Here is a 20,178-nt window from a genome sequence, read left to right as displayed (position 1 = left end):
GGCACCTCGCTCACTACAACGAGTGGGGTATTTTTATTTTAATCCAATATTTTCACCATGGCGACAGAATTAAATAAGTTTTCAAAAACCCTAACCCAGGAAGTTACAAATCCAGCTGCGCAGGCGATGCTGTATGGCATTGGTCTCACTGAAGAAGATCTTCAGAAACCGCAGATTGGTATCGCCAGTACCGGCTACGAAGGAAATACCTGTAATATGCATTTGAACGGTCTTGCTGTTTATGTAAAACAGGGAATACAGGCAAATAAAGATATGATCGGATTGATATTCAATACGATAGGTGTTTCTGATGGTATGACCAACGGAAATGACGGGATGAGATATTCGCTTCCCAGCCGTGATATTATTGCCGATTCTATAGAAACGGTTGTAGCTGCGCAATGGTACGATGGCGTTATTGCAGTAGTGGGATGTGACAAGAATATGCCCGGCGCCATCATGGCTATGGCACGTCTGGACAGACCCGCTATCATGGTTTATGGAGGAACAATCCGTTCAGGACATTATAAAGGCCAGAAACTGGATATTGTTTCGGCGTTTGAAGCACTTGGAAAGAAGTTTGCCAACAATATATCGGACGAGGATTTTAAAGGAGTAATCCAAAATTCCATTCCCGGACAAGGTGCCTGCGGTGGTATGTATACTGCCAATACGATGGCGTCGTCTATCGAAGCAATGGGTTTGAGCTTGCCTTTCAGCAGCAGCTGGCCTGCAACACACCCAGGTAAGCAGGAGGAGTGCAAAAAGATAGGTGTAGCGATGAAAAGGCTGCTTGAACTGGATCTCAAGCCAAGAGATATCATTACTAAAAAGTCGCTGGAAAATGCATTGACTGTGGTAATGGCTTTGGGCGGCTCTACAAATGCAGCTCTTCACTACCTGGCCATTGCGCGCGCCGCAGATGTGCCGCTGACATTGGACGATATCCAGGCTATCTCGGATCGTACGCCGTTCATAGCCGATCTGAAACCGAGCGGAAAGTATTACATGGAAGACCTGCTTGAAATCGGAGGTGTTCCCGCGATTATGAAATATTTGTATGCAGAAGGTTTGATCCATGGCGACTGCCTGACTGTTACCGGTAAGACATTGGCGGAGGATCTGGCGGAAGCTCCGGACCTTAATTTTGATACACAAAAAATAGTTTTCCCACTTTCTCAGCCGATCAAGTCATCGGGACATATCCAGGTTATGTATGGCAATCTTGCACCGACGGGCTCTGTTGCCAAGATCACTGGAAAAGAGGGGCTCCAGTTTGACGGGACTGCCAAAATCTGCGAGCACGAAACAGAGATCATTACGGCGCTATCAAAAGGAGAAATTTTGCCAGGACAGGTTGTTGTAATCCGCAACGCCGGTCCAAAAGGAGGACCAGGGATGTCTGAAATGCTGAAACCGACCTCAGCTGTTATGGGAGCAGGTTTGGGAGATAAAATTGCCTTGATCACAGACGGACGTTTTTCTGGCGGTACCCATGGTTTTGTAGTAGGACATATTACACCTGAGGCATTCGACGGCGGGCCAATCGCGCTTGTAAAAGACGGCGACCGTATTACGATTGACGCCAATACGCGCCAGTTGACCCTGCATATTTCTGATGAAGAAATGGCAATCCGGAAAGCAGCCTGGGTTAAACCGGAGCCACGTTTTACAAAAGGAATGCTGGGAAGATACATCCGCACAGTAAAATCAGCCAGCGAAGGCTGCGTTACTGACGAAGCGTAAGATTGATAGCTTGAAAATTCATCGGACTAAATAAAAAAGAGAAGTCATGGAATTTAATGAAAATCAAACAGAAACAGTCCAGATTGCGGAGCCGCAGGTTTCGGTAGCTAAACCGGAATTGATCAATGGTTCGCATGCATTGATCAGGTCTTTGATTGAAGAGGGTGTGGAAACGATCTTCGGATATCCCGGCGGAGCTATTATGCCGGTTTACGATGCGATTTATGATTATCAGGATCAGGTCAACCACATTCTTGTACGTCATGAGCAGGGTGCCGCGCATGCAGCCGAAGGCTTTGCGCGTGTAACCGGGCGGGTTGGCGTTTGTATGGTGACTTCCGGTCCTGGCGCTACCAACCTTGTGACAGGAATCGCAGATGCAATCATCGATTCGACTCCTATGGTGTGTATTGTTGGGCAAGTTGCAGCTCACTTGCTGGGAACAGACGCTTTTCAGGAAACGGATGTGATTGGAGTTACTATCCCGATTACAAAGTGGAACTACCAGGTTACCCGTGCCGACGAAATTCCTGAGATTATTGCAAAGGCTTTTTATATAGCTAAATCCGGCCGTCCCGGACCAGTGCTTGTTGACATTACAAAAAATGCGCAGCAGGAGTTGATGTCAAAATCTTTTACATACAAAAAATGTGAAAAACTGGTCAGCTATCATCCCCGCGTTTCTCCAAAACAGGACCAGGTAGAAGCAGCTGCAAAGCTCATCAATGAAGCGAAAAAACCGTTTTTGTTCTTCGGTCACGGCGTGCAGATTGCCGGGGCTGAGCAGGAATTACTGCGGTTCATAGAAAAAACAGATGTACCGGCGGCGTCAACATTGTTGGGTCTCTCATCTGTGTCTGTCGATCACCCGAATTACGTGGGCTGGCTTGGGATGCATGGTAACTATGGTACCAATGTGTTGACCAACCAATGTGATTTGATTATTGCGGTCGGTATGCGTTTCGACGATCGTGTTACAGGAGATTTGAGCAGGTATGCGAAACAGGCTAAGATCGTACACATCGAAATTGACCCGGCTGAAATTGATAAGATCATGAAGGCAGATGCGCCGGTTGTAGGTGATGCTAAAAAAGCGCTTGAACAGCTTCTTCCACTGGTAAAAGAAAACAACCATCAGGAATGGCGTGCCGAATTCAAAAAGTTTGACGCGATTGAAGATGAAAAAATCACACAACCAGAACTCGCTCCTACCACTGAAAAGATAAAAATGGCGGAGGTAATCCGCACACTTTCTGATAAAACAAAAGGTGAGGCCGTTATTCTGGCAGATGTTGGCCAGCACCAGATGATGACCGCACGTTATTATCAGTTCAAAAAACCGAATTCATTTATTACTTCCGGCGGGTTGGGTACAATGGGCTATGCATTGCCGGCAGCGTTTGGGGTAAAAGTAGGTGTCCCCGACCGTGAAGTGGTCGCTATTATCGGGGACGGCTGTTTTCAGATGACGATTCAGGAATTGGGTACCATTGCGCAAAGTGGCCTGCCAGTAAAGATCATTATTCTCAACAACAACTTTTTGGGAATGGTACGGCAGTGGCAGCAGCTTTTCCATCAGAAACGCTATTCATTTGTGGAATTGCAAAACCCTGATTTTATCACCATCGCCAAAGGTTTTGGTATAGACGGGCATACCTGCGCGGAAAGGGAAAATCTTCATGCGTCTCTGGACAAAATGCTTGCTTCCGATAAACCTTATTTGCTGGAAGTATTGGTTGAAAAAGAAGAGAATGTATTCCCGATGGTTCCTACCGGGGCCTGCGTGGCGGATATCAGACTGGAATAAGTTAAAGTCGGCTAAATTTAAATAACATGACAACATACACCATCTGTGTTTTTACGGAAAACACAATTGGCATCCTTAACAAGATTACCACTATTCTGACGCGGAGGCGGATCAATATCGATAGTCTGACCGTGTCTGAGACGGAACGTAAGGGTATTTCACGATTTACGATCGTCATACATTCCGAGTCCCGTGAAGTGGTTGAAAAGCTGGTTCGCCAGATCCGGAAAGTGATCGAAGTGCTGGCCGTGTTCGGGTATCTGAACGAGGATATCGCATTTAATGAAATCGCAATGTTCAAGATTTCCACGCCAATAGGTGCGAAACCGCTTGATATAGAAACCATTAATAAGGTATATAAAGCCTGGGTAGTATACTGGCACCTCACTTATGTGATCATCCAGAAAACCGGGACGGAAGAAGAAATTTTCGAATTCTTCGACTACATCAAGCCGCACGAGATCCTTGAATTCGTAAGATCAGGAAGGGTTGCGGTAAGCAAATCGCCTCAGACTCTGGTGGATTATCTGCCGGAAGCAGAGTGGGAATATTACCAGTAGCAAATATTTTTAGTAGTATTGTTTTCAATTTGTAGTAAATCAATAATTCAATCAATAATCAATGGCAAAATTAAATTTCGGCGGGGTCGAAGAAGAAGTAGTTACCCGCGAAGAATTCCCTCTAGAAAAAGCACGTGAAGTACTTTCCAATGAAACAATTGCTGTAATAGGATACGGTGTTCAGGGACCAGGTCAGAGCTTGAATATGCGTGACAATGGTTTCAACGTAATTGTTGGACAACGTAAAGGCGGTAAATCATGGGACAAGGCAGTTGCTGACGGATGGGTACCTGGCGAAACTCTCTTCGAACTTGAAGAAGCATTGGCAAAAGGAACAATCATTTGCTACCTGCTTTCTGACGCCGCTCAAATCGAGTTATGGCCGACCGTTAAAGCTAATCTTACTGCCGGAAAATCATTGTATTTCTCACATGGTTTTGGCGTAACTTATAAAGATCAGACTGGTATCGTACCTCCTGCTGATGTGGATGTATATCTTGTAGCCCCAAAAGGGTCAGGAACTTCACTGCGTCGCTTGTTCGTAGAAGGTAAAGGATTGAACTCTTCTTTTGCGGTTTTCCAGGATGCAACTGGTAAAGCACGTGAAAAATGTATCGCAATGGGTATCGGTGTTGGTTCAGGATATTTGTTCGAAACTGATTTCTACCGTGAAGTTACATCTGACCTTACAGGTGAGCGCGGAACTTTGATGGGCGCGATCCAGGGAATTTTCGCTGCACAATATGAAGTACTTCGTTCGAACGGACACTCTCCATCAGAGGCTTTCAACGAGACAGTTGAAGAATTGACGCAGTCATTGATGCCATTGGTTGCTGAAAATGGTATGGACTGGATGTATGCCAACTGCTCTACAACTGCACAGCGCGGTGCGTTGGATTGGTGGAAACCTTTCCGCGACGCTACTAAGCCTGTTTTCGAACAGCTTTACAATTCTGTAAAAAGCGGCGAACAAGCAAAAATCTCTATCACCCGCAACTCACAATCTGATTACCGTGTGAAGCTTGAAGAAGAATTGGCTGAACTTCGTGAATCGGAAATGTGGCAGGCAGGCTCAACCGTTCGCGGCCTACGTCCGGAACGCAGCTAACCCCGGACTGAAGTCCGAGGCTATGTAGCCTCACAACCAAGCCCCGGACTTCAATCCGGGGCGATTTTGTTTCCAAATCAGCAATGAGCACTAACCATCAACTTCCGACACTCGACAATATTTTCCTAGCCGCAGAACGACTACGCGGTGTGATTAACCATACCCCTATCTTTTATAATGCACATCTTTCGGAACAGTATCAGGCGAATATTTATCTGAAACGGGAAGACCTGCAGACGGTGCGTTCGTACAAGATCCGTGGTGCATATAATAAAATGGCGAGTATGAGTGCCGAGGCGCTGGCGGGCGGAATCGTCTGTGCGAGTGCAGGTAACCATGCCCAGGGCGTCGCTTACGCCTGTCGCAAAATGGAGGTAAAGGGCGCGATTTTCATGCCGACCACTACACCGGCACAAAAAGTAAAACAGGTTCGGTTATTTGGTCAGGACTGGATAGAAATTCATCTGGTAGGCGATACTTATGACGACGCCTATCACGCATCGATGCGTTACAGGGATACTACAAATGCTGTTTTTGTACATCCCTTTGATGATCTGCAAGTGATTGAAGGCCAGGGAACGGTTGGTCTGGAAATTTTCAAAGATGCCGATTTTAAGATCGATTATTTGTTAATGGCGATTGGCGGAGGCGGATTGGCTTCTGGTATATCAACCGTTTTTAAACAACTTTCTCCTAAAACACAATTAATTGGTGTAGAGCCGCTTGGTTCCCCAACTATGCAGAAATCGATTGAGGAAGGACATGTGGTCACGCTGGACCATATCGACAAATTTGTGGATGGAGCAGCCGTGCGCCGGGCAGGTGATATCACTTTTGACATCTGCAGTAAAAGCCTGGACAAGATACTATTGGTTCCCGAAGGAAAAGTCTGCTCTTCGATTTTACAGCTTTACAATGAAGAAGCAATTGTTGCCGAACCTGCTGGCGCATTGACGGTTGCAGCTTTGGACTTCATAAAAGATGAAATCAAGGGGAAAAATATCGTTGCACTCATCAGTGGCGGCAACAACGACATTACGCGCACCGAAGAAATCAAAGAAAGATCCTTGCTTTATGAAGGTCTTAAACATTATTTTATTATTCGTTTCCCACAACGTTCCGGTGCTTTCAGGGAGTTTTTGAATGTACTCGGGCCGACGGATGATATAGCCAGATTTGAGTACGTCAAGAAGACAAACCGCGAACAAGGGCCTGCTTTAGTTGGAATTGAACTTAAAAACCGGGAGGATTTTGAGCCGCTGATCAAGCGAATGGATGCAGGCCGCATTGTTTACGAATACCTCAATAACCAGCCTGATTTGTTTCAGTTTATGGTTTAGCAATACTTATAACTATCACATTTTGCTACGCGTCCCTTCCGATATCAGCTCACAGGAATTTGAATCCCTGAAGATTCAGGATATGACTTTTGTAGCGTATCGGAATGAAGTGTATCCGTCGCGCTATGACGTTTTTTTTGAGGAGCATGCGGTAATTGTGGTTTTGGAAGGGGAGAAAAAGTTTACAAGCCCGACCCAGGAAGTTCATGTCAAAAAGGGGGATATACTTTTTGTGCAGCGTGGATTTTATCTGATGTCCGAATCCATTAATGAATCTTATAAAAGCTTGGTTTTTTTCTTTGATGAAAAGCTGCTGAAAGAGTTTGTGAATTTGCATCCCGAGCTTTTCAATCCCGGAAAAGCCGCTGCTACATTTGAAAAGCCGATATTGCTTTTGGCTTCTGACGATAATTTTGAGAAATTCATTCAGTCTGTATTTCCGTATTTTCAGTCGCGTGCTGAATTGAAAAATCATTTTTTACGGCTTAAATTTCAGGAATTACTCCTGCACCTGCTTGAACTGGATACATCAAAACAACTCAGAGCAATACTTTACAGCCTCTACATCGGGGAGAAAGTAGACCTGGCATTTCTGATGAACAGCTACTATCTGAAGCCGCTCACTTTGAATGAACTCGCGAGATTGTCGGGTCGTAGTCTTTCTGCTTTCAAGCGCGATTTTCAGGAGGAATTTCAGACGTCACCCGCCGCATGGCTTAAAAACAAGCGCCTTGAATATTCGGATTTTCTGCTTCGTAACAGCACCAAAAATGTCTCGGAAATAAGTACAGAGATAGGTTACGAAAGCGTTTCTCACTTTATTAAAAGTTATAAGGAAATGTTTGGGGTGACTCCGAAGAAGCATGGTTGAAACCCTGAGATTTCATCTTGTTGGCCGATTTCTTATATTTGTTAAGTTCAGATAAATCCAATTTCATGGAAATTATACATGTTTATCCCACCAAGGCCCAGGAAAAGGTAGTAGTGGCTTTTCTTGAGTCGTTAAAAATTCCATTTGAAAAACCGGAATCTTTGCCCTCACATGTTTTGGCTGGAATTCAGAAAGGGAAGGACGATATCGAGGCAGGAAGAACAATGACTTTAGAAGAGTTTCAGAGAAGAAAACGTTGAAGGAATGAGTTTAGAAGTAATACTTACACACACTGCAGTGGAAACCTATGACGCTATCTTTGAACAGATTACCTTAAAATTTGGCTCAAACGTCTCTGATAAGTTTCAGGATAAAGTTTTCAAAATACTGAAAACAATCTCAAAATCGCCATTGATTTTCAAAGCCACGACAGAAAATCAGAATATTAGGAAAGGGTATATAAACAAAAATTGCTCTTTTTTCTACGAAGTCACTGCTACACAAATACATATATTGTTCTTTTGGGATAACAGACAAGAGCCGTTGATCAGCTAGATGTTATCCCAACATTCGAAAAACTTCAATAAAGATTCCCGCCCAAAAGGGCGCTTCAAACCAAAATCGCTACTTTTTGAACGTTTTACGTTATCGTAATTCACTTTATTTTACGGTAATTTGTACTCTCATTTCTTCTCTTAAGAAATACGTTTTGAACGGTTATTTTCTTCAAAGTCAGTGAGAAAGGCGAAATTTTAATTTATAAAAAATGAGTAATCAAGCGAGTACCCTTTTTGACAAAGTGTGGGATGCACACGTTGTCCGCAAAATCGAGGACGGTCCGGATGTTTTCTTCATCGATCGCCATTTTATTCATGAAGTAACCAGTCCGGTTGCTTTTCTCGGGCTCGAAAGCAGAAACATCGGTGTAATGTACGCCGAGCGCACATTTGCTACTGCCGATCACAACACACCAACTATTAACCAGCACCTTCCGGTGCAGGACCCTCTTTCTGCAAACCAGCTGAAAGCGCTTGAAACAAACTCTGCAAAATACGGTATCTCCCACTGGGGACTTGGACACGCCAGAAATGGAATTGTACACGTAGTAGGCCCGGAAAACGGGATTACACTGCCGGGTATGACGATCGTTTGCGGTGATTCACATACTTCAACCCACGGAGCTTTTGGTGCAATTGCCTTTGGGATAGGTACTTCCGAAGTTGAGATGGTTCTTTCGTCTCAATGCATCATGCAGCCGAAGCCGAAGAAAATGCGTGTCAACGTAAATGGTAAATTGGGCAAAGGTGTTACACCGAAGGATGTTACATTATATATTATTTCAAAACTGACTACTGCCGGCGCAACAGGCTATTTTGTTGAATATGCAGGCGATGTATTTGAAAACATGAGCATGGAAGGCCGTATGACGGTTTGTAATATGAGTATTGAAATGGGTGCGCGTGGAGGTATGATCGCTCCCGACGAAACTACATTTGCATATATCAATGGCCGTGAACAGGCGCCGAAGGGTGAGAAGTGGGACAAAGCGCTTGCCTATTGGAAAACATTGAAAACAGACGAAGGTGCTGTTTTTGATAAAGAATATAACTTCGATGCAGCTGATATCGAGCCAATGATCACCTATGGAACAAATCCGGGGATGGGTCAGGGTATCTCTAAGGCGATTCCTTTTTCAGATCAGGTAGAAGGAGGAAAAGCTACTTATGATAAGTCTTTGAATTACATGGGCTTCCATGAAAATGAATCCATGCTGGGCAAGAAAATAGATTACGTGTTTATCGGTAGCTGCACCAATGGCCGTATCGAGGATTTCCGGGCTTTTGCGTCTATCGTAAAGGGAAGGAAAAAAGCTGATAACGTTACGGCATGGGTTGTACCGGGGTCGCATATCGTAGAAGCGCAGATTAAAGAAGAAGGAATTCTTGATATCCTTACAGAAGCTGGATTCGAACTTCGTCAGCCAGGATGTTCGGCTTGTCTTGCGATGAACGATGACAAGATCCCAGCCGGAAAATATGCGGTAAGTACTTCAAACCGTAACTTCGAAGGTCGTCAGGGCCCGGGGGCAAGGACGCTTTTGGCAAGTCCACTAGTGGCTGCTGCTGCGGCAGTGACTGGTGTTGTTACTGATCCGAGAGATCTTTTGTAACCAGACCTCGAAATCCATAAAATTAATTATTATTCAAAGAATAACTGCTGAGGTATAGGATTAGGCAAGGCCCGACAGCCAACAGCCGAAAGCCGAAAGCCGAAAGCCCCATAATATGGCATACGATAAATTCACAGTACTGACAAGCACGGCAGTTCCTTTGCCGATAGAAAACGTTGATACGGATCAGATTATCCCTGCACGTTTTTTGAAAGCCACCAAACGCGAAGGTTTTGGTGATAACCTTTTCCGTGACTGGCGCTACAATGGCGACGATAGCCCGAAACAGGATTTTGTACTGAACAATCCTATTTATTCAGGGAAGATCCTCGTAGGCGGACATAATTTTGGAAGCGGATCAAGCCGTGAGCACGCAGCCTGGGCTATTTATGACTATGGTTTCCGCTGCGTGGTATCCAGCTTTTTTGCAGATATTTTTAAAGGTAACTCATTGAATATCGGTATCTTGCCAGTACAGGTAAGTCCCGAATTCCTCGATAAAATTTTCCTGGCCATTGAGGCTGATCCAAATACGGAACTTGAGATAAATCTTCCGGAACAAACCATTACAATTCTTGCCACCGGCGAGCAGCAGTCATTTGATATCAATGGCTACAAAAAGCATAATATGATCAATGGCTTCGATGATATTGATTATCTGCAGGCTATGAAAGGTGAGATCAAGGAGTTTGAAGCTGAGAGAATATATTAAAAAGGTTATCGGCTGTCAGCTATCGGCAATTGGCTTTAATGTCGGTTCCGTGGCTGACGACAGACGACCGTAAGCCCTATGAACAGCCGCTATATAGAAATAATGGACACGACACTTCGCGATGGTGAGCAAACCAGCGGTGTGTCGTTTTCCGCATCTGAGAAGTTAACCATTGCCCAGCTTCTTTTGCAGGAAGTAAAAGTGGATCGTATTGAAGTGGCATCTGCCCGGGTTTCGGAAGGTGAATTTCAGGCGGTACGGAAAATTACCGACTGGGCAAAGGAGCATGGCCTTTTAAATAAGATAGAAGTCCTGACTTTTGTTGACGGTGATGCATCAATCAACTGGATGCTGAAAGCCGGAGCAAGGGTGATGAATTTGCTGACCAAAGGGTCATTGAATCACCTCAAACATCAATTAAAGAAAACGCCGCAAGAGCATTTCGAAGAGATAAGAAATGTAATCGAACTGGCGGATTCTAATGGTATTGAATGCAATGTTTACCTGGAAGATTGGTCCAATGGCATGCGTAATTCTCCGGAATACGTATTTGCCTCGCTGGATTTTCTGACAACGTTGCCTGTTAAAAGGATACTTCTTCCTGACACGTTAGGCATTCTTACTCCTTCGGAATCCTATGACTTTGTAAAAACCATAGTGGACCGATACCCCAAAAGTCATTTCGAATTTCATGCACATAACGACTACGATCTGAGTGTCGCTAATGTGATGGAGGCTTTAAGAGCTGGTGCTCATGGACTACACCTGACTGTAAATGGAATGGGCGAAAGGACAGGCAACGCTCCTTTGGCAAGCACTATTGCAGTCTTGAATGACATGCTCCCGCAGTTTCAAACGTCGGTCAATGAAAGGTCTTTGTACGCGGTCAGTAAGATCGTGGAAACGTTTTCGGGAATCCGTATTCCTTCCAACAAGCCTATTGTCGGCGAAAGTGTCTTTACGCAAACTGCTGGTATCCACGCGGATGGTGACAAAAAAAATAACCTGTATTTCAGCAAGCTGATGCCGGAGCGGTTTGGCCGACAGCGACTTTATGCGTTGGGCAAAACTTCCGGAAAGGCTAATATTGAAAATAATCTGCGAGACCTTGGCATTACATTGGCCGACGAAGATCTAAAAAAGGTAACACAGCGGATCATTGAACTGGGTGATCGGAAAGAGGCGGTGACACCCGATGATCTGCCTTATATCATTTCCGATGTACTCGCCAGCAATGCGATTGAGGAGAAAGTAGTGATCGTCAATTATGTCCTCACGCATTCAAAAAACCTGAAACCTTCTGCTACGCTGCAGATTAGGTTCGGGGACGAAATTTTTGAGGAAAATGCACAGGGCGATGGACAATATGATGCATTCATGAATGCACTGAAAAAAATCTACTGTCAAAAAGGGATCAGTTTGCCAATGCTGACCGACTATACCGTGCGTATTCCGCCCGGTGGAAAAACGGATGCACTTTGTGAGACGATCATTACCTGGGAAATTAACGGTAAGGATGTCAAAACAAGAGGACTGGATTCAGATCAGACCGTTTCGGCTATTATGGCTACCCAGAAAATGTTGAACCTGATAGGCATACCGCATAACCAGGATCTTATTGCGCAGATTCCGCTCATGAATTCATTGTAAGTCGCTGATAGGGAGGCTATTAAATCAAATATAATTTACTGATTATCAATTAATTTATTAATGAAGAAGAATATCTTAATAGTTCCTGGTGATGGAATCGGGCAAGAAGTTACTGAGGTTGGAAAGAGTGTACTCGTCAAAATTGCTGAGAAATTCGGCCATGAGTTTATTTATGATGAAGCCTTAATGGGCCACGTGGCGATTGAAGCCACGGGTAATCCTCTGCCTGATGAAACGCTTGCGAAAATGCGGGCTTCTGATGCAATACTTTTCGGGGCGGTAGGCCATCCGAAATACGACAATGATCCAACAGCAAAAGTACGTCCTGAGCAAGGTCTGCTTAAAATGCGTAAGGAGCTGGGTTTATATGCCAATTTACGTCCCATCAAATTGTTTGACGAACTCTTGGGCGCGTCATCTATCAAGCCTGAAATCCTGAAAGGGTCGGATATTCTTTTCTTCCGGGAATTGACAGGGGATATTTATTTTGGAGAAAAAGGCCGTAAAAATGATAACAATTCGGCTTATGATATCGCGGAATACAGCCGCTATGAAGTGGAGCGTATCGGTCGCAAAGCTTTTGAAGCAGCCCGTACAAGAGGTAAGAAATTATGTTCTGTTGATAAAGCTAATGTTTTAGAAACAAGCCGTTTGTGGCGTGAGGTCATCCAAGGGCTTGCTGTTGAATATCCTGATATCGAAGTAGAACACCAGTTTGTGGATTCGGCTGCGATGATGCTGATCAAAGATCCACGTCGTTTTGATGTTGTAGTGACTGCTAACTTGTTCGGAGATATCCTTACAGACGAGGCTAGTCAGATCGCTGGCTCAATGGGTATGCTTGCGTCTGCATCGGTTGGGGACAGTACCGGCGTTTACGAACCTATTCATGGTTCAGCTCATGACATTACCGGAAAAGGTATCGCCAATCCGTTGGCATCAGTGCTTTCCGCGGCGCTGCTTCTTGATATTTCATTTGGTCTGAAAGAAGAATCTGAGACAATTATTGCGGCGGTCGACAAATTATTGAAAGATGGTTTCAGAACCCGCGATATCGCTGATGCCTTAACTCCTGCCGACAGGATTCTTAATACGGAAGTAGCTGGTATTGAGCTTTTGAAACGGATTTAAATAATTGCAAGTTTTGCCAAATATTATTTGTTGTGAACAAAAGTTATGTTTTCTTTGCAGAAGAAACATGCAGTTAGCGAAATTTCGCAACTTTGAAATCATGAACACACGCGATAAAAACTTAGCCCTTCTTAATCTGACTATCCCGTAAGAGCGGGAAAGGTAATGTTTTGACTCGTTTTAAAACCCTTTCCACAATCCGGAGAGGGTTTTATATTGTTTGAAAATTATTAAATTCGTATCCATTAAAATTTTAATACCCGCAAATGAGTAATCGAGTTCAAGTCTTCGACACAACTTTACGAGACGGCGAGCAGGTCCCAGGCAGCCAATTAACTACGGAAGAAAAGATTGTTGTAGCCACGCAGCTCGAAAAACTAGGGGTAGATATCATAGAAGCGGGTTTTCCGGTATCAAGTCCTGGCGACTTCCGGTCGGTGGTGGAAATTTCAAAAGCAGTTCGTCAACCGATCATTTGTGCGCTTTCGCGCGCGGTTCAAGGCGATATCGATGCGGCAGCCAATGCTTTGCAGTATGCGCAGAGAGGCCGCATCCATACCGGAATCGGATCTTCGGATATTCATATTCAGCATAAATTTAATACGACCAGGGAAAAGATCATCGAACGAGCTATTGCGGCCACAAAATATGCCAAAAGCAAGATTGAAGACGTAGAGTTTTATTGCGAAGATGCAGGAAGGGCAGACTTGGTATTCCTTTCCCAATTGGTTGAAGCTGTGATTGGTGCGGGGGCCACGGTAGTGAACATTCCGGATACAACAGGCTACTGTTTGCCGGATGAATATGGAGCAAAGATCAAGTATATTTTTGAGCACGTTTCCAATATTCATAAAGCAACAATTTCAATACATTGTCATAACGATCTTGGCCTTGCAACTGCAAATTCAATCGCTGGTATAACCCAGGGCGCGCGCCAGGTAGAAGTTACGATCAACGGAATAGGTGAACGTGCAGGTAATACATCCCTTGAAGAGGTTGTGATGGCACTTACCGTTCATAAGGAACTAGGTCTTGAAACCGGTGTGAACACGCAGTTTATTTATCCAACAAGCCAGCTGGTTTCCAAAATGATGCGTATGCCAGTGCAGGCAAATAAAGCAATTGTAGGAAGGAACGCTTTTGCACATTCCTCTGGAATTCACCAGGACGGTTTCCTGAAAAATACATTGAATTACGAGATCATGAACCCTCAGGATGTAGGTGTTGACAAGTCAGACATTGTTTTGACAGCGAGGAGCGGGCGTCATGCATTGAAGCACCGTTTGGAATTATTAGGGTTTAGTTTTGATAAACAAGCTCTGGATGAATTGTATACGCGTTTTCTGGAAGTCGCTGACCTTAAGAAGGAAGTTAATGACGCAGATTTAGTAGATCTTGCTCGCACAGCGATTCCCGTGTAATTAGAATCTTATTAGAATTACTTAAACGTACCGAATCTGAATTTGATGTTTTAAAGAAATTTTTGTAACATTACATATTCAATAACATCCATCAGATTGCAAAAAGCCCTCGGTGATTCTGACTAAGGGCTTTTTTCTTGTATTATAGTATAATCGTACGGTTGCCGTGAATAAAAACACGGTCATTAAATACGAGTTTAAGCGCCTTCGATAACACGGCTTTTTCCGTATCTCTTCCCAGCGTAGCCATATCCGAGGCGGTTTGTCTGTGATCCACTGATTTTACATCCTGCGCTATGATAGGTCCTTCATCCAGGTCATTATTCACAAAATGTGCTGTTGCCCCAATAATTTTCACCCCCCGCTCATAAGCCTGCCTGTAAGGGTTTGCACCTATAAATGCTGGTAGAAATGAATGATGGATATTGATGATCTTATCAGGGAAATTGCTGACAAATTCAGGAGAAACAATACGCATGTACTTGGCAAGAACCAGGTATTCAGGGCGATAAATGTCCAATGTCCTTAATATAGCCTGCTCATGTTCTTCTCTCGTTTTATTTTCATGCGAGATAAAATGGAACGGAATCCCGAATTTCCCGACGAGCGGTTGAAGTGTATTGTAGTTGCTTATTACTGCCATAATAGTAGCATCCAGTTCGTCAAACGCATACCTTATGAGCAGTTCTCCCAGGCAGTGGTGCTCCTTGGTTACCAGGAGTACGATGTCTTTTTTCTTTTTTGGATTGATACGGACATTCAGGCCATGCGGTAGCTCCGTTCTGAGTACCTGGAGGACTTCATTTACATCCGTTTCTCCCTCAAATTCCGTACGCATAAAAAAATACTTCGAAGGGCTCACATATTCGTCGTTCCGGATGATATTCTGATTGTGGGCGAAAAGAATTCTGGTTACCTGATAAATCAGACCTTTGTGGTCTGGTCCGTCCATCAGTAATATATGACGCTGAATCATTGGCAGTTTGAACTTTGCAAAAAACAATTTTACGAAATAACATATTATAAAGTGTATTCAAACTATACATAACCCGAATATCTTCTTTACTAATCTGCGAAGGCAGGTAACGATTAAAGAACAATTTCTGTTTTTTGGAATATCAGTTTATCAAAATACAATGGCAGAAGAATTAATAATTCCCGCGGGAGCTGGTCGAGCTATGGTTTACGAGGCATTGTTACCGCAAATCAATGCGCTGGTTGAAACAGAAAGTGATCTTACAGCGAATCTGGCAAATATCGCAGCAGCTTTAAAAGAAGCTTTTAGCTTTTTCTGGGTCGGATTTTACTTGGTTAAAGAAGGCCAGCTTGTACTAGGGCCTTTTCAGGGGCCGATAGCTTGTACAAGAATCCCCTTTCATAAAGGTGTGTGCGGTGCAAGCTATACCAGAAAAGAAACGATCATAGTTCCTGATGTAGAGGCTTTTCCAGGACATATTGCATGCAGCTCGGCGTCAAAGTCGGAAATTGTATTGCCTGTTTTTCACAGAAACGGAACAGTCGCGATGGTCTTGGATGTCGATAGTGATCAAATGAACGACTTCGGTGATGCGGATGCAGCAGGACTTCAGCAAATAATCGCGTTGATCGAAAGGAAACTATAAGGCATAAAAAACCTCACCGCAGTTTGACGAGCAGTGAGGTTTTTTTATTGCTGTTATTTAATTCAGCGAAAACATGGGCAGTCTCAGCGCAACAACATTGTTGAACATGAGTTTGCAAATTTTGGGATCCATATAATCGATTAACGGAAACTCCGAAACGAGCGACATCACTTCAAATTCACTTTCTGCCCTTACCACGCACCAGAGCCTGGAGTAATCATCTGACAATGCATAGGACATTAGTTTCCCTTGCTCCATCAGTTCATTGATCTTTTTTCTCTGAGCAGGTATTTTCGCTGTAAAATCTTCCGACATAACAGCAGGAAGCTGGATTTCAACCATATATTGGCTCATGGGCGATAGAAGTTTGGGTTATAAAATACCTCTTTCATACTTCGACAATAATAAAAGGATATGTTCCGATTATTAGTTCCTGTGGGTAATGTAGTAAATATCTGATAAAAACATTCCTGCAGTTTTCCAACCATTTGAAATTTGGCTGTGTCATAACTTTTACGGATTGTGAAATGTGGAATTACACAGTCAAACATATAGAAACAGTAATCAACTATCTTTGGGTAGCGGTGCTGATCTAACTAATAACCGAATGAAGCACCCCTAACCTTCGGATGACCTTTAACGAACAGGAATTGGTGAAAGGCTGTAGACAGCGCAACCGAATCGCCCAAAAACAATTATATGACGTTTTTGGGGGTAAGTTGTTTGCTATTTGCCTGCGCTACACCAAAAACCGCGCTGACGCAGAAGATGTTTTACAAGATGCGTTTATTAAAATTTATGAAAATATAGATTCGTTCCGGAGCGACAGTCCGCTGGAATACTGGTTGCGTTCTGTAGTTGTTAACACAGCTCTGAACCATCTCAGGCAGCAGAAGTACTGGAAGGATCTGGATGATATTGAAATGCATCATAATGGCATTGCAGACAAGGAAATTACGCTGGGCAATTTTCAGATGCAGCAACTACTGGAATTGATACATGAATTACCGCCAGGCTGTCAGACGATATTTAACCTTTACGCCATTGAAGGTTATCAGCACAATGAAATTGCCCAGAAATTGGGTATATCTGAGGGAACATCCAAATCGCAATATGCAAGAGCGCGAGGAATTCTTCAGCAAAAATTGAACAAAGAAAAAAGATTTGATGATGGATCCGTCCGGAATAAACAATTTTGAAGATCAGTGGAAAAGAGCTTTGCAAGAAGCATCTGAGACACCTCCTCAATCAGTTTGGGAGGGTATAGAAACGCACCTTGACCAGCATGACAACGGCAGGATAATTCCTCTTTGGTGGAAATCGGCCAAAATCTGGTACGCTGCGGCCTCTGTTGCCGCGCTCTTACTGGCGGGAGGAATTTGGTATAAAAATGCAGGTACGAACCATGAAAATGCTTCTGTACAGATTGCCGCTAATCAGAAAGCTGAAAAAGCATTGACCCACGAAAACTTGGCAACCAATGAAACTGAAAAAGCCGGCAAGGGTAATGCAAGTGCCCCAGTAATAGCCAACAATGGTGTTTCCCAATCCAAAAGTGAAATTGCTGAGGTAAACAAAAAAGCTGATACGAAACAAAATACCACCGAAAATGTAACAGGAACTTTGGGAAATACCGGTTCTCTGGCATCGAAAAGGTCAAACTCCCAAGGCGAGCAATATGCAGGAAAAAATTCTTCAAATAAAAATGCGCCGGAACCTAAACCGGTTGCTCTGTCCGAACTTCCTTCTGAGAAAATTGCGGCTGTGAAAGAAGTTGCGGCAGTTATAGCAGTTACTGAAACACCTGAAAAATCCATTTCCGCGGAGCGGTTGACAGGGTTACCATACAGTGATCTTGATGTTCATCTTCAGAAACGGTATGTATTTTTCCGTCCCGAAGTAAAATCTGTAACCAAGGAAGAAGAAACTGTGAAAAAGAAGGAATATTGGGCCGGTCTGAGTTTGATGCCGGCATCATTTAACCCTGATGTAAAATTGAAGGAGGCCCCCATGGCTTTTGCTGCCCAATCACTCTCAAATAAAAAATCGGTGACTGGTAGTAGTGAAGCCGGTGCCTCATACGCGGTTCAAACGCAGGGAGGTGTGCGTATCTCGAAACACTGGTCTATGGAATTCGGGCTTAGTTACCTGAAGGGAAATTCCAGCTATTTGGGGGGAGGATATGTGTTAAGTGCCTATAACAGTCAGAAATCCAACGTTTTAGAATCTGCCGTAAGTCCGGCTTATGGTAACAAAAATGCCGATTTTATCAATAATGGTGCACTTTATATTGATGTGGATAAAAAGGTGAGCAATAATTACCAGTATCTGCAGTTGCCCGTGCAGGCCGGATTTACGCTGAATCCCGAAGGAAAACTAAGTTATTCTTTATTGGGCGGACTTATGGCTAATTTTTTCCTCAGCAACGAGCTGGAATCTGCATCTGGTGACATCATCAAAACAACGGCCGTCGACCAGGTGTATCGTGACATGAACTGGGCGGCAACAACAGGTTTACGTTTTAACTACAGGCTGTCTTCGAAGTGGAAAGCGAGCCTTACGGGATCGTATCAAAAAGCAGTTTCTTCCGGTTTCAGGTCTAATCAAAGCCTGGATTCCCACCCCTATCTGTATGGGGTCTCTTGGGGTGTCCGTTATTCTTTTTGAAATAATTTAAAGGATATTTCCAACCAATTCGTATTGTTCTGAATCTACCTAGAGTAACCTTAATTGGCGGATCAGTACATATTTCTTCTTGATTCCCAAAATTGGCCAAACATCTATTAGCCATGATCAAGACTCTTAAAGTTTCCTTTTCAACATTAACTTTCATCGCTGCTGCGCTGATTAGCTGCACGAATGATACAGTTAATCCTGGGAGTAACGAGGTAACTCCAGTTGAGATTCCCAGCCGGATTTCCGATGGTACTACTAGTTTCGCATTTGATTTTATGCATAACCTGCTGGAAACGCAGCCTGCTGAAGACAATCTTTTTGTTTCTCCGCTCAGCCTGCATATGGCATTGGGCATGCTTTTGAACGGAGCTGAAAACGAGACCTCCCAGGAAATATTGAAAGCATTGAAAATGGAGGGAGTATCCATTGAAGACTTAAACAGCGCCTACAAAACGCTGATCAATAACCTTCCTGTCGCTGATTCGAAGGTAAGTCTCGGACTTGCCAATTCAGCCTGGTACAAAAGCGGTTTTCAGGTGGAAACAGATTATCAGAATGTGCTTAAAAGTTCCTTTAACGCTGAAATAACCGGTCTGCCTTTCGATGATGCCGGTAAAGACAGGATTAATAAATGGGCGAGTGATAAAACAAACGGCAAGATCAAAAAGGTGCTGGACAAAATAAGTCCTGAGCACGTCATGTTTTTGTTGAATGCATTGTATTTCAAAGGTGACTGGAGCTATCAGTTCGATGCCAAAAATACCGTTGATGCACAGTTTCAGCTCGAAAATGGCACAACCAAGCAGGTTAAGATGATGAATGTAAAATCTGACTTTAAATCTGCTTCCAATACAACATACAACGCGGTGTCTCTCCCTTACGCAAACGGACAGTTTAATCTTACACTGGTGATTCCTAATGGCCAGAATACTGTGGACAAGGTGCTAAAAGAGATGACTGCAGAAGAATGGAACACACTGCAATCGACCGGGCTAAGGAAAGCAGGTATCAATGTTGGATTACCGCGTTTTACCCTGGACTATTCTGCTGATCTGAACAGTACACTTGATAATATGGGCATCAAAAAAGTATTTACAGGTGCCGCTGAATTGGGCAAAATCAATAAAACAGCCGACTTGTATGTCGATTTTATTAAGCAGGATGCCTATCTGGGAATAGATGAAAAAGGGACCGAGGCCGCAGCTGTCACAACTATTGGAATTGGATTGACTTCCGTCACTCCCGAACCACCCAGATTCATTTGCGATCGGCCTTTTGCATTGATAATAAGCGAAAATACATCCAATACAATACTATTTATGGGAAGGATCAAAAATCCGGAAAGTAAATAGGCTGGGCCGTTA

At 43.7% G+C, this 20,178-nt stretch carries 19 protein-coding genes; 17 read left to right on the top strand and 2 right to left on the bottom strand.

Annotated elements, in window-relative coordinates:
• Window positions 1-57: 57 nt before the first annotated feature.
• From ilvD to FBF61_RS25180, 13 genes are all read left to right on the top strand, one after another.
• Entirely contained in the window at window positions 58-1,746 is a 1,689-nt protein-coding gene (gene ilvD / locus FBF61_RS25235; RefSeq protein ID WP_138482564.1) for a dihydroxy-acid dehydratase, read from the top strand.
• Window positions 1,747-1,792: 46 nt separating this feature from the next.
• Window positions 1,793-3,553, top strand: a complete 1,761-nt coding sequence (gene ilvB / locus FBF61_RS25230) for a biosynthetic-type acetolactate synthase large subunit (protein ID WP_138482562.1) — start codon at window positions 1,793-1,795, stop codon at window positions 3,551-3,553.
• 26 nt (window positions 3,554-3,579) lie between these two features.
• A complete protein-coding gene (gene ilvN, locus FBF61_RS25225; protein ID WP_138482560.1) occupies window positions 3,580-4,113 on the top strand; it encodes an acetolactate synthase small subunit in 534 nt (177 codons plus the stop codon).
• A gap of 61 nt (window positions 4,114-4,174) precedes the next feature.
• A complete protein-coding gene (ilvC, locus tag FBF61_RS25220) occupies window positions 4,175-5,221 on the top strand; it encodes a ketol-acid reductoisomerase (RefSeq protein ID WP_138482558.1) in 1,047 nt (348 codons plus the stop codon).
• Window positions 5,222-5,304: 83 nt separating this feature from the next.
• The gene (gene ilvA, locus FBF61_RS25215; RefSeq protein WP_138482556.1) at window positions 5,305-6,561 is read left to right on the top strand and encodes a threonine ammonia-lyase IlvA; all 1,257 of its coding nucleotides are present in this window, start codon (window positions 5,305-5,307) and stop codon (window positions 6,559-6,561) included.
• A 22-nt stretch (window positions 6,562-6,583) separates the two neighbouring features.
• On the top strand, window positions 6,584-7,432 hold the full coding sequence (locus FBF61_RS25210; protein ID WP_138482554.1) for an AraC family transcriptional regulator: 849 nt from the start codon (window positions 6,584-6,586) through the stop codon (window positions 7,430-7,432).
• 65 nt (window positions 7,433-7,497) lie between these two features.
• The gene (locus tag FBF61_RS25205; RefSeq protein WP_138482552.1) at window positions 7,498-7,692 is read left to right on the top strand and encodes a hypothetical protein; all 195 of its coding nucleotides are present in this window, start codon (window positions 7,498-7,500) and stop codon (window positions 7,690-7,692) included.
• 4 nt (window positions 7,693-7,696) lie between these two features.
• Window positions 7,697-7,987, top strand: coding sequence for a type II toxin-antitoxin system RelE/ParE family toxin (locus tag FBF61_RS34705; RefSeq protein ID WP_166444607.1), 291 nt, complete (start codon window positions 7,697-7,699; stop codon window positions 7,985-7,987).
• A 211-nt stretch (window positions 7,988-8,198) separates the two neighbouring features.
• Window positions 8,199-9,602: a 3-isopropylmalate dehydratase large subunit gene (gene leuC / locus FBF61_RS25200; RefSeq protein ID WP_138482550.1), complete on the top strand. Its 1,404-nt coding sequence runs from the start codon at window positions 8,199-8,201 to the stop codon at window positions 9,600-9,602.
• A gap of 115 nt (window positions 9,603-9,717) precedes the next feature.
• The gene (gene leuD / locus FBF61_RS25195; RefSeq protein WP_138482547.1) at window positions 9,718-10,314 is read left to right on the top strand and encodes a 3-isopropylmalate dehydratase small subunit; all 597 of its coding nucleotides are present in this window, start codon (window positions 9,718-9,720) and stop codon (window positions 10,312-10,314) included.
• Window positions 10,315-10,392: 78 nt separating this feature from the next.
• Window positions 10,393-11,964: a hydroxymethylglutaryl-CoA lyase-like TIM-barrel protein gene (locus FBF61_RS25190; protein ID WP_138482545.1), complete on the top strand. Its 1,572-nt coding sequence runs from the start codon at window positions 10,393-10,395 to the stop codon at window positions 11,962-11,964.
• A gap of 60 nt (window positions 11,965-12,024) precedes the next feature.
• The gene (leuB, locus tag FBF61_RS25185; protein WP_138482543.1) at window positions 12,025-13,095 is read left to right on the top strand and encodes a 3-isopropylmalate dehydrogenase; all 1,071 of its coding nucleotides are present in this window, start codon (window positions 12,025-12,027) and stop codon (window positions 13,093-13,095) included.
• 266 nt (window positions 13,096-13,361) lie between these two features.
• Window positions 13,362-14,516 carry a 2-isopropylmalate synthase gene (locus FBF61_RS25180; protein ID WP_138482541.1) on the top strand — a complete coding sequence of 385 codons (1,155 nt, stop codon included), beginning with the start codon at window positions 13,362-13,364 and terminating at the stop codon, window positions 14,514-14,516.
• Between the two features lie 142 nt (window positions 14,517-14,658).
• Here the strand turns inward: FBF61_RS25180 and purU are convergent, their stop codons facing one another.
• Window positions 14,659-15,492: a formyltetrahydrofolate deformylase gene (purU, locus tag FBF61_RS25175; protein ID WP_138482540.1), complete on the bottom strand. Its 834-nt coding sequence runs from the start codon at window positions 15,490-15,492 to the stop codon at window positions 14,659-14,661.
• 160 nt (window positions 15,493-15,652) lie between these two features.
• On the opposite strand from purU, the gene msrC reads away from it, so the two are divergent.
• Window positions 15,653-16,138 (top strand): free L-methionine (R)-S-oxide reductase MsrC, encoded by a 486-nt coding sequence (gene msrC, locus FBF61_RS25170; protein WP_138482538.1) that lies wholly within the window; start codon window positions 15,653-15,655, stop codon window positions 16,136-16,138.
• 57 nt (window positions 16,139-16,195) lie between these two features.
• Here msrC and FBF61_RS25165 read toward each other — a convergent pair whose 3' ends face one another.
• Complete coding sequence (locus tag FBF61_RS25165; protein WP_138482536.1) at window positions 16,196-16,492, bottom strand: muconolactone Delta-isomerase family protein; 297 nt, start codon at window positions 16,490-16,492, stop codon at window positions 16,196-16,198.
• Between the two features lie 275 nt (window positions 16,493-16,767).
• Here FBF61_RS25165 and FBF61_RS25160 point away from each other — a divergent pair, with 275 nt between their 5' ends.
• From FBF61_RS25160 to FBF61_RS25150, 3 genes are all read left to right on the top strand, one after another.
• Window positions 16,768-17,337, top strand: coding sequence for an RNA polymerase sigma factor (locus FBF61_RS25160; protein ID WP_138482534.1), 570 nt, complete (start codon window positions 16,768-16,770; stop codon window positions 17,335-17,337).
• Entirely contained in the window at window positions 17,306-18,805 is a 1,500-nt protein-coding gene (locus FBF61_RS25155; RefSeq protein WP_229215211.1) for a hypothetical protein, read from the top strand. Before FBF61_RS25160 ends, FBF61_RS25155 begins: the two co-directional genes overlap by 32 nt.
• 122 nt (window positions 18,806-18,927) lie before the next feature.
• Complete coding sequence (locus tag FBF61_RS25150) at window positions 18,928-20,166, top strand: serpin family protein (protein WP_138482532.1); 1,239 nt, start codon at window positions 18,928-18,930, stop codon at window positions 20,164-20,166.
• The last annotated feature ends 12 nt before the right edge of the window (window positions 20,167-20,178 follow it).

The sequence above is a fragment of the Dyadobacter bucti genome (genome assembly GCF_005869225.1).
In the GTDB taxonomy this organism is placed as follows: Bacteria; Bacteroidota; Bacteroidia; order Cytophagales; family Spirosomataceae; genus Dyadobacter; species Dyadobacter bucti.
This window is presented reverse-complemented; position numbering and strand designations above follow the sequence as displayed.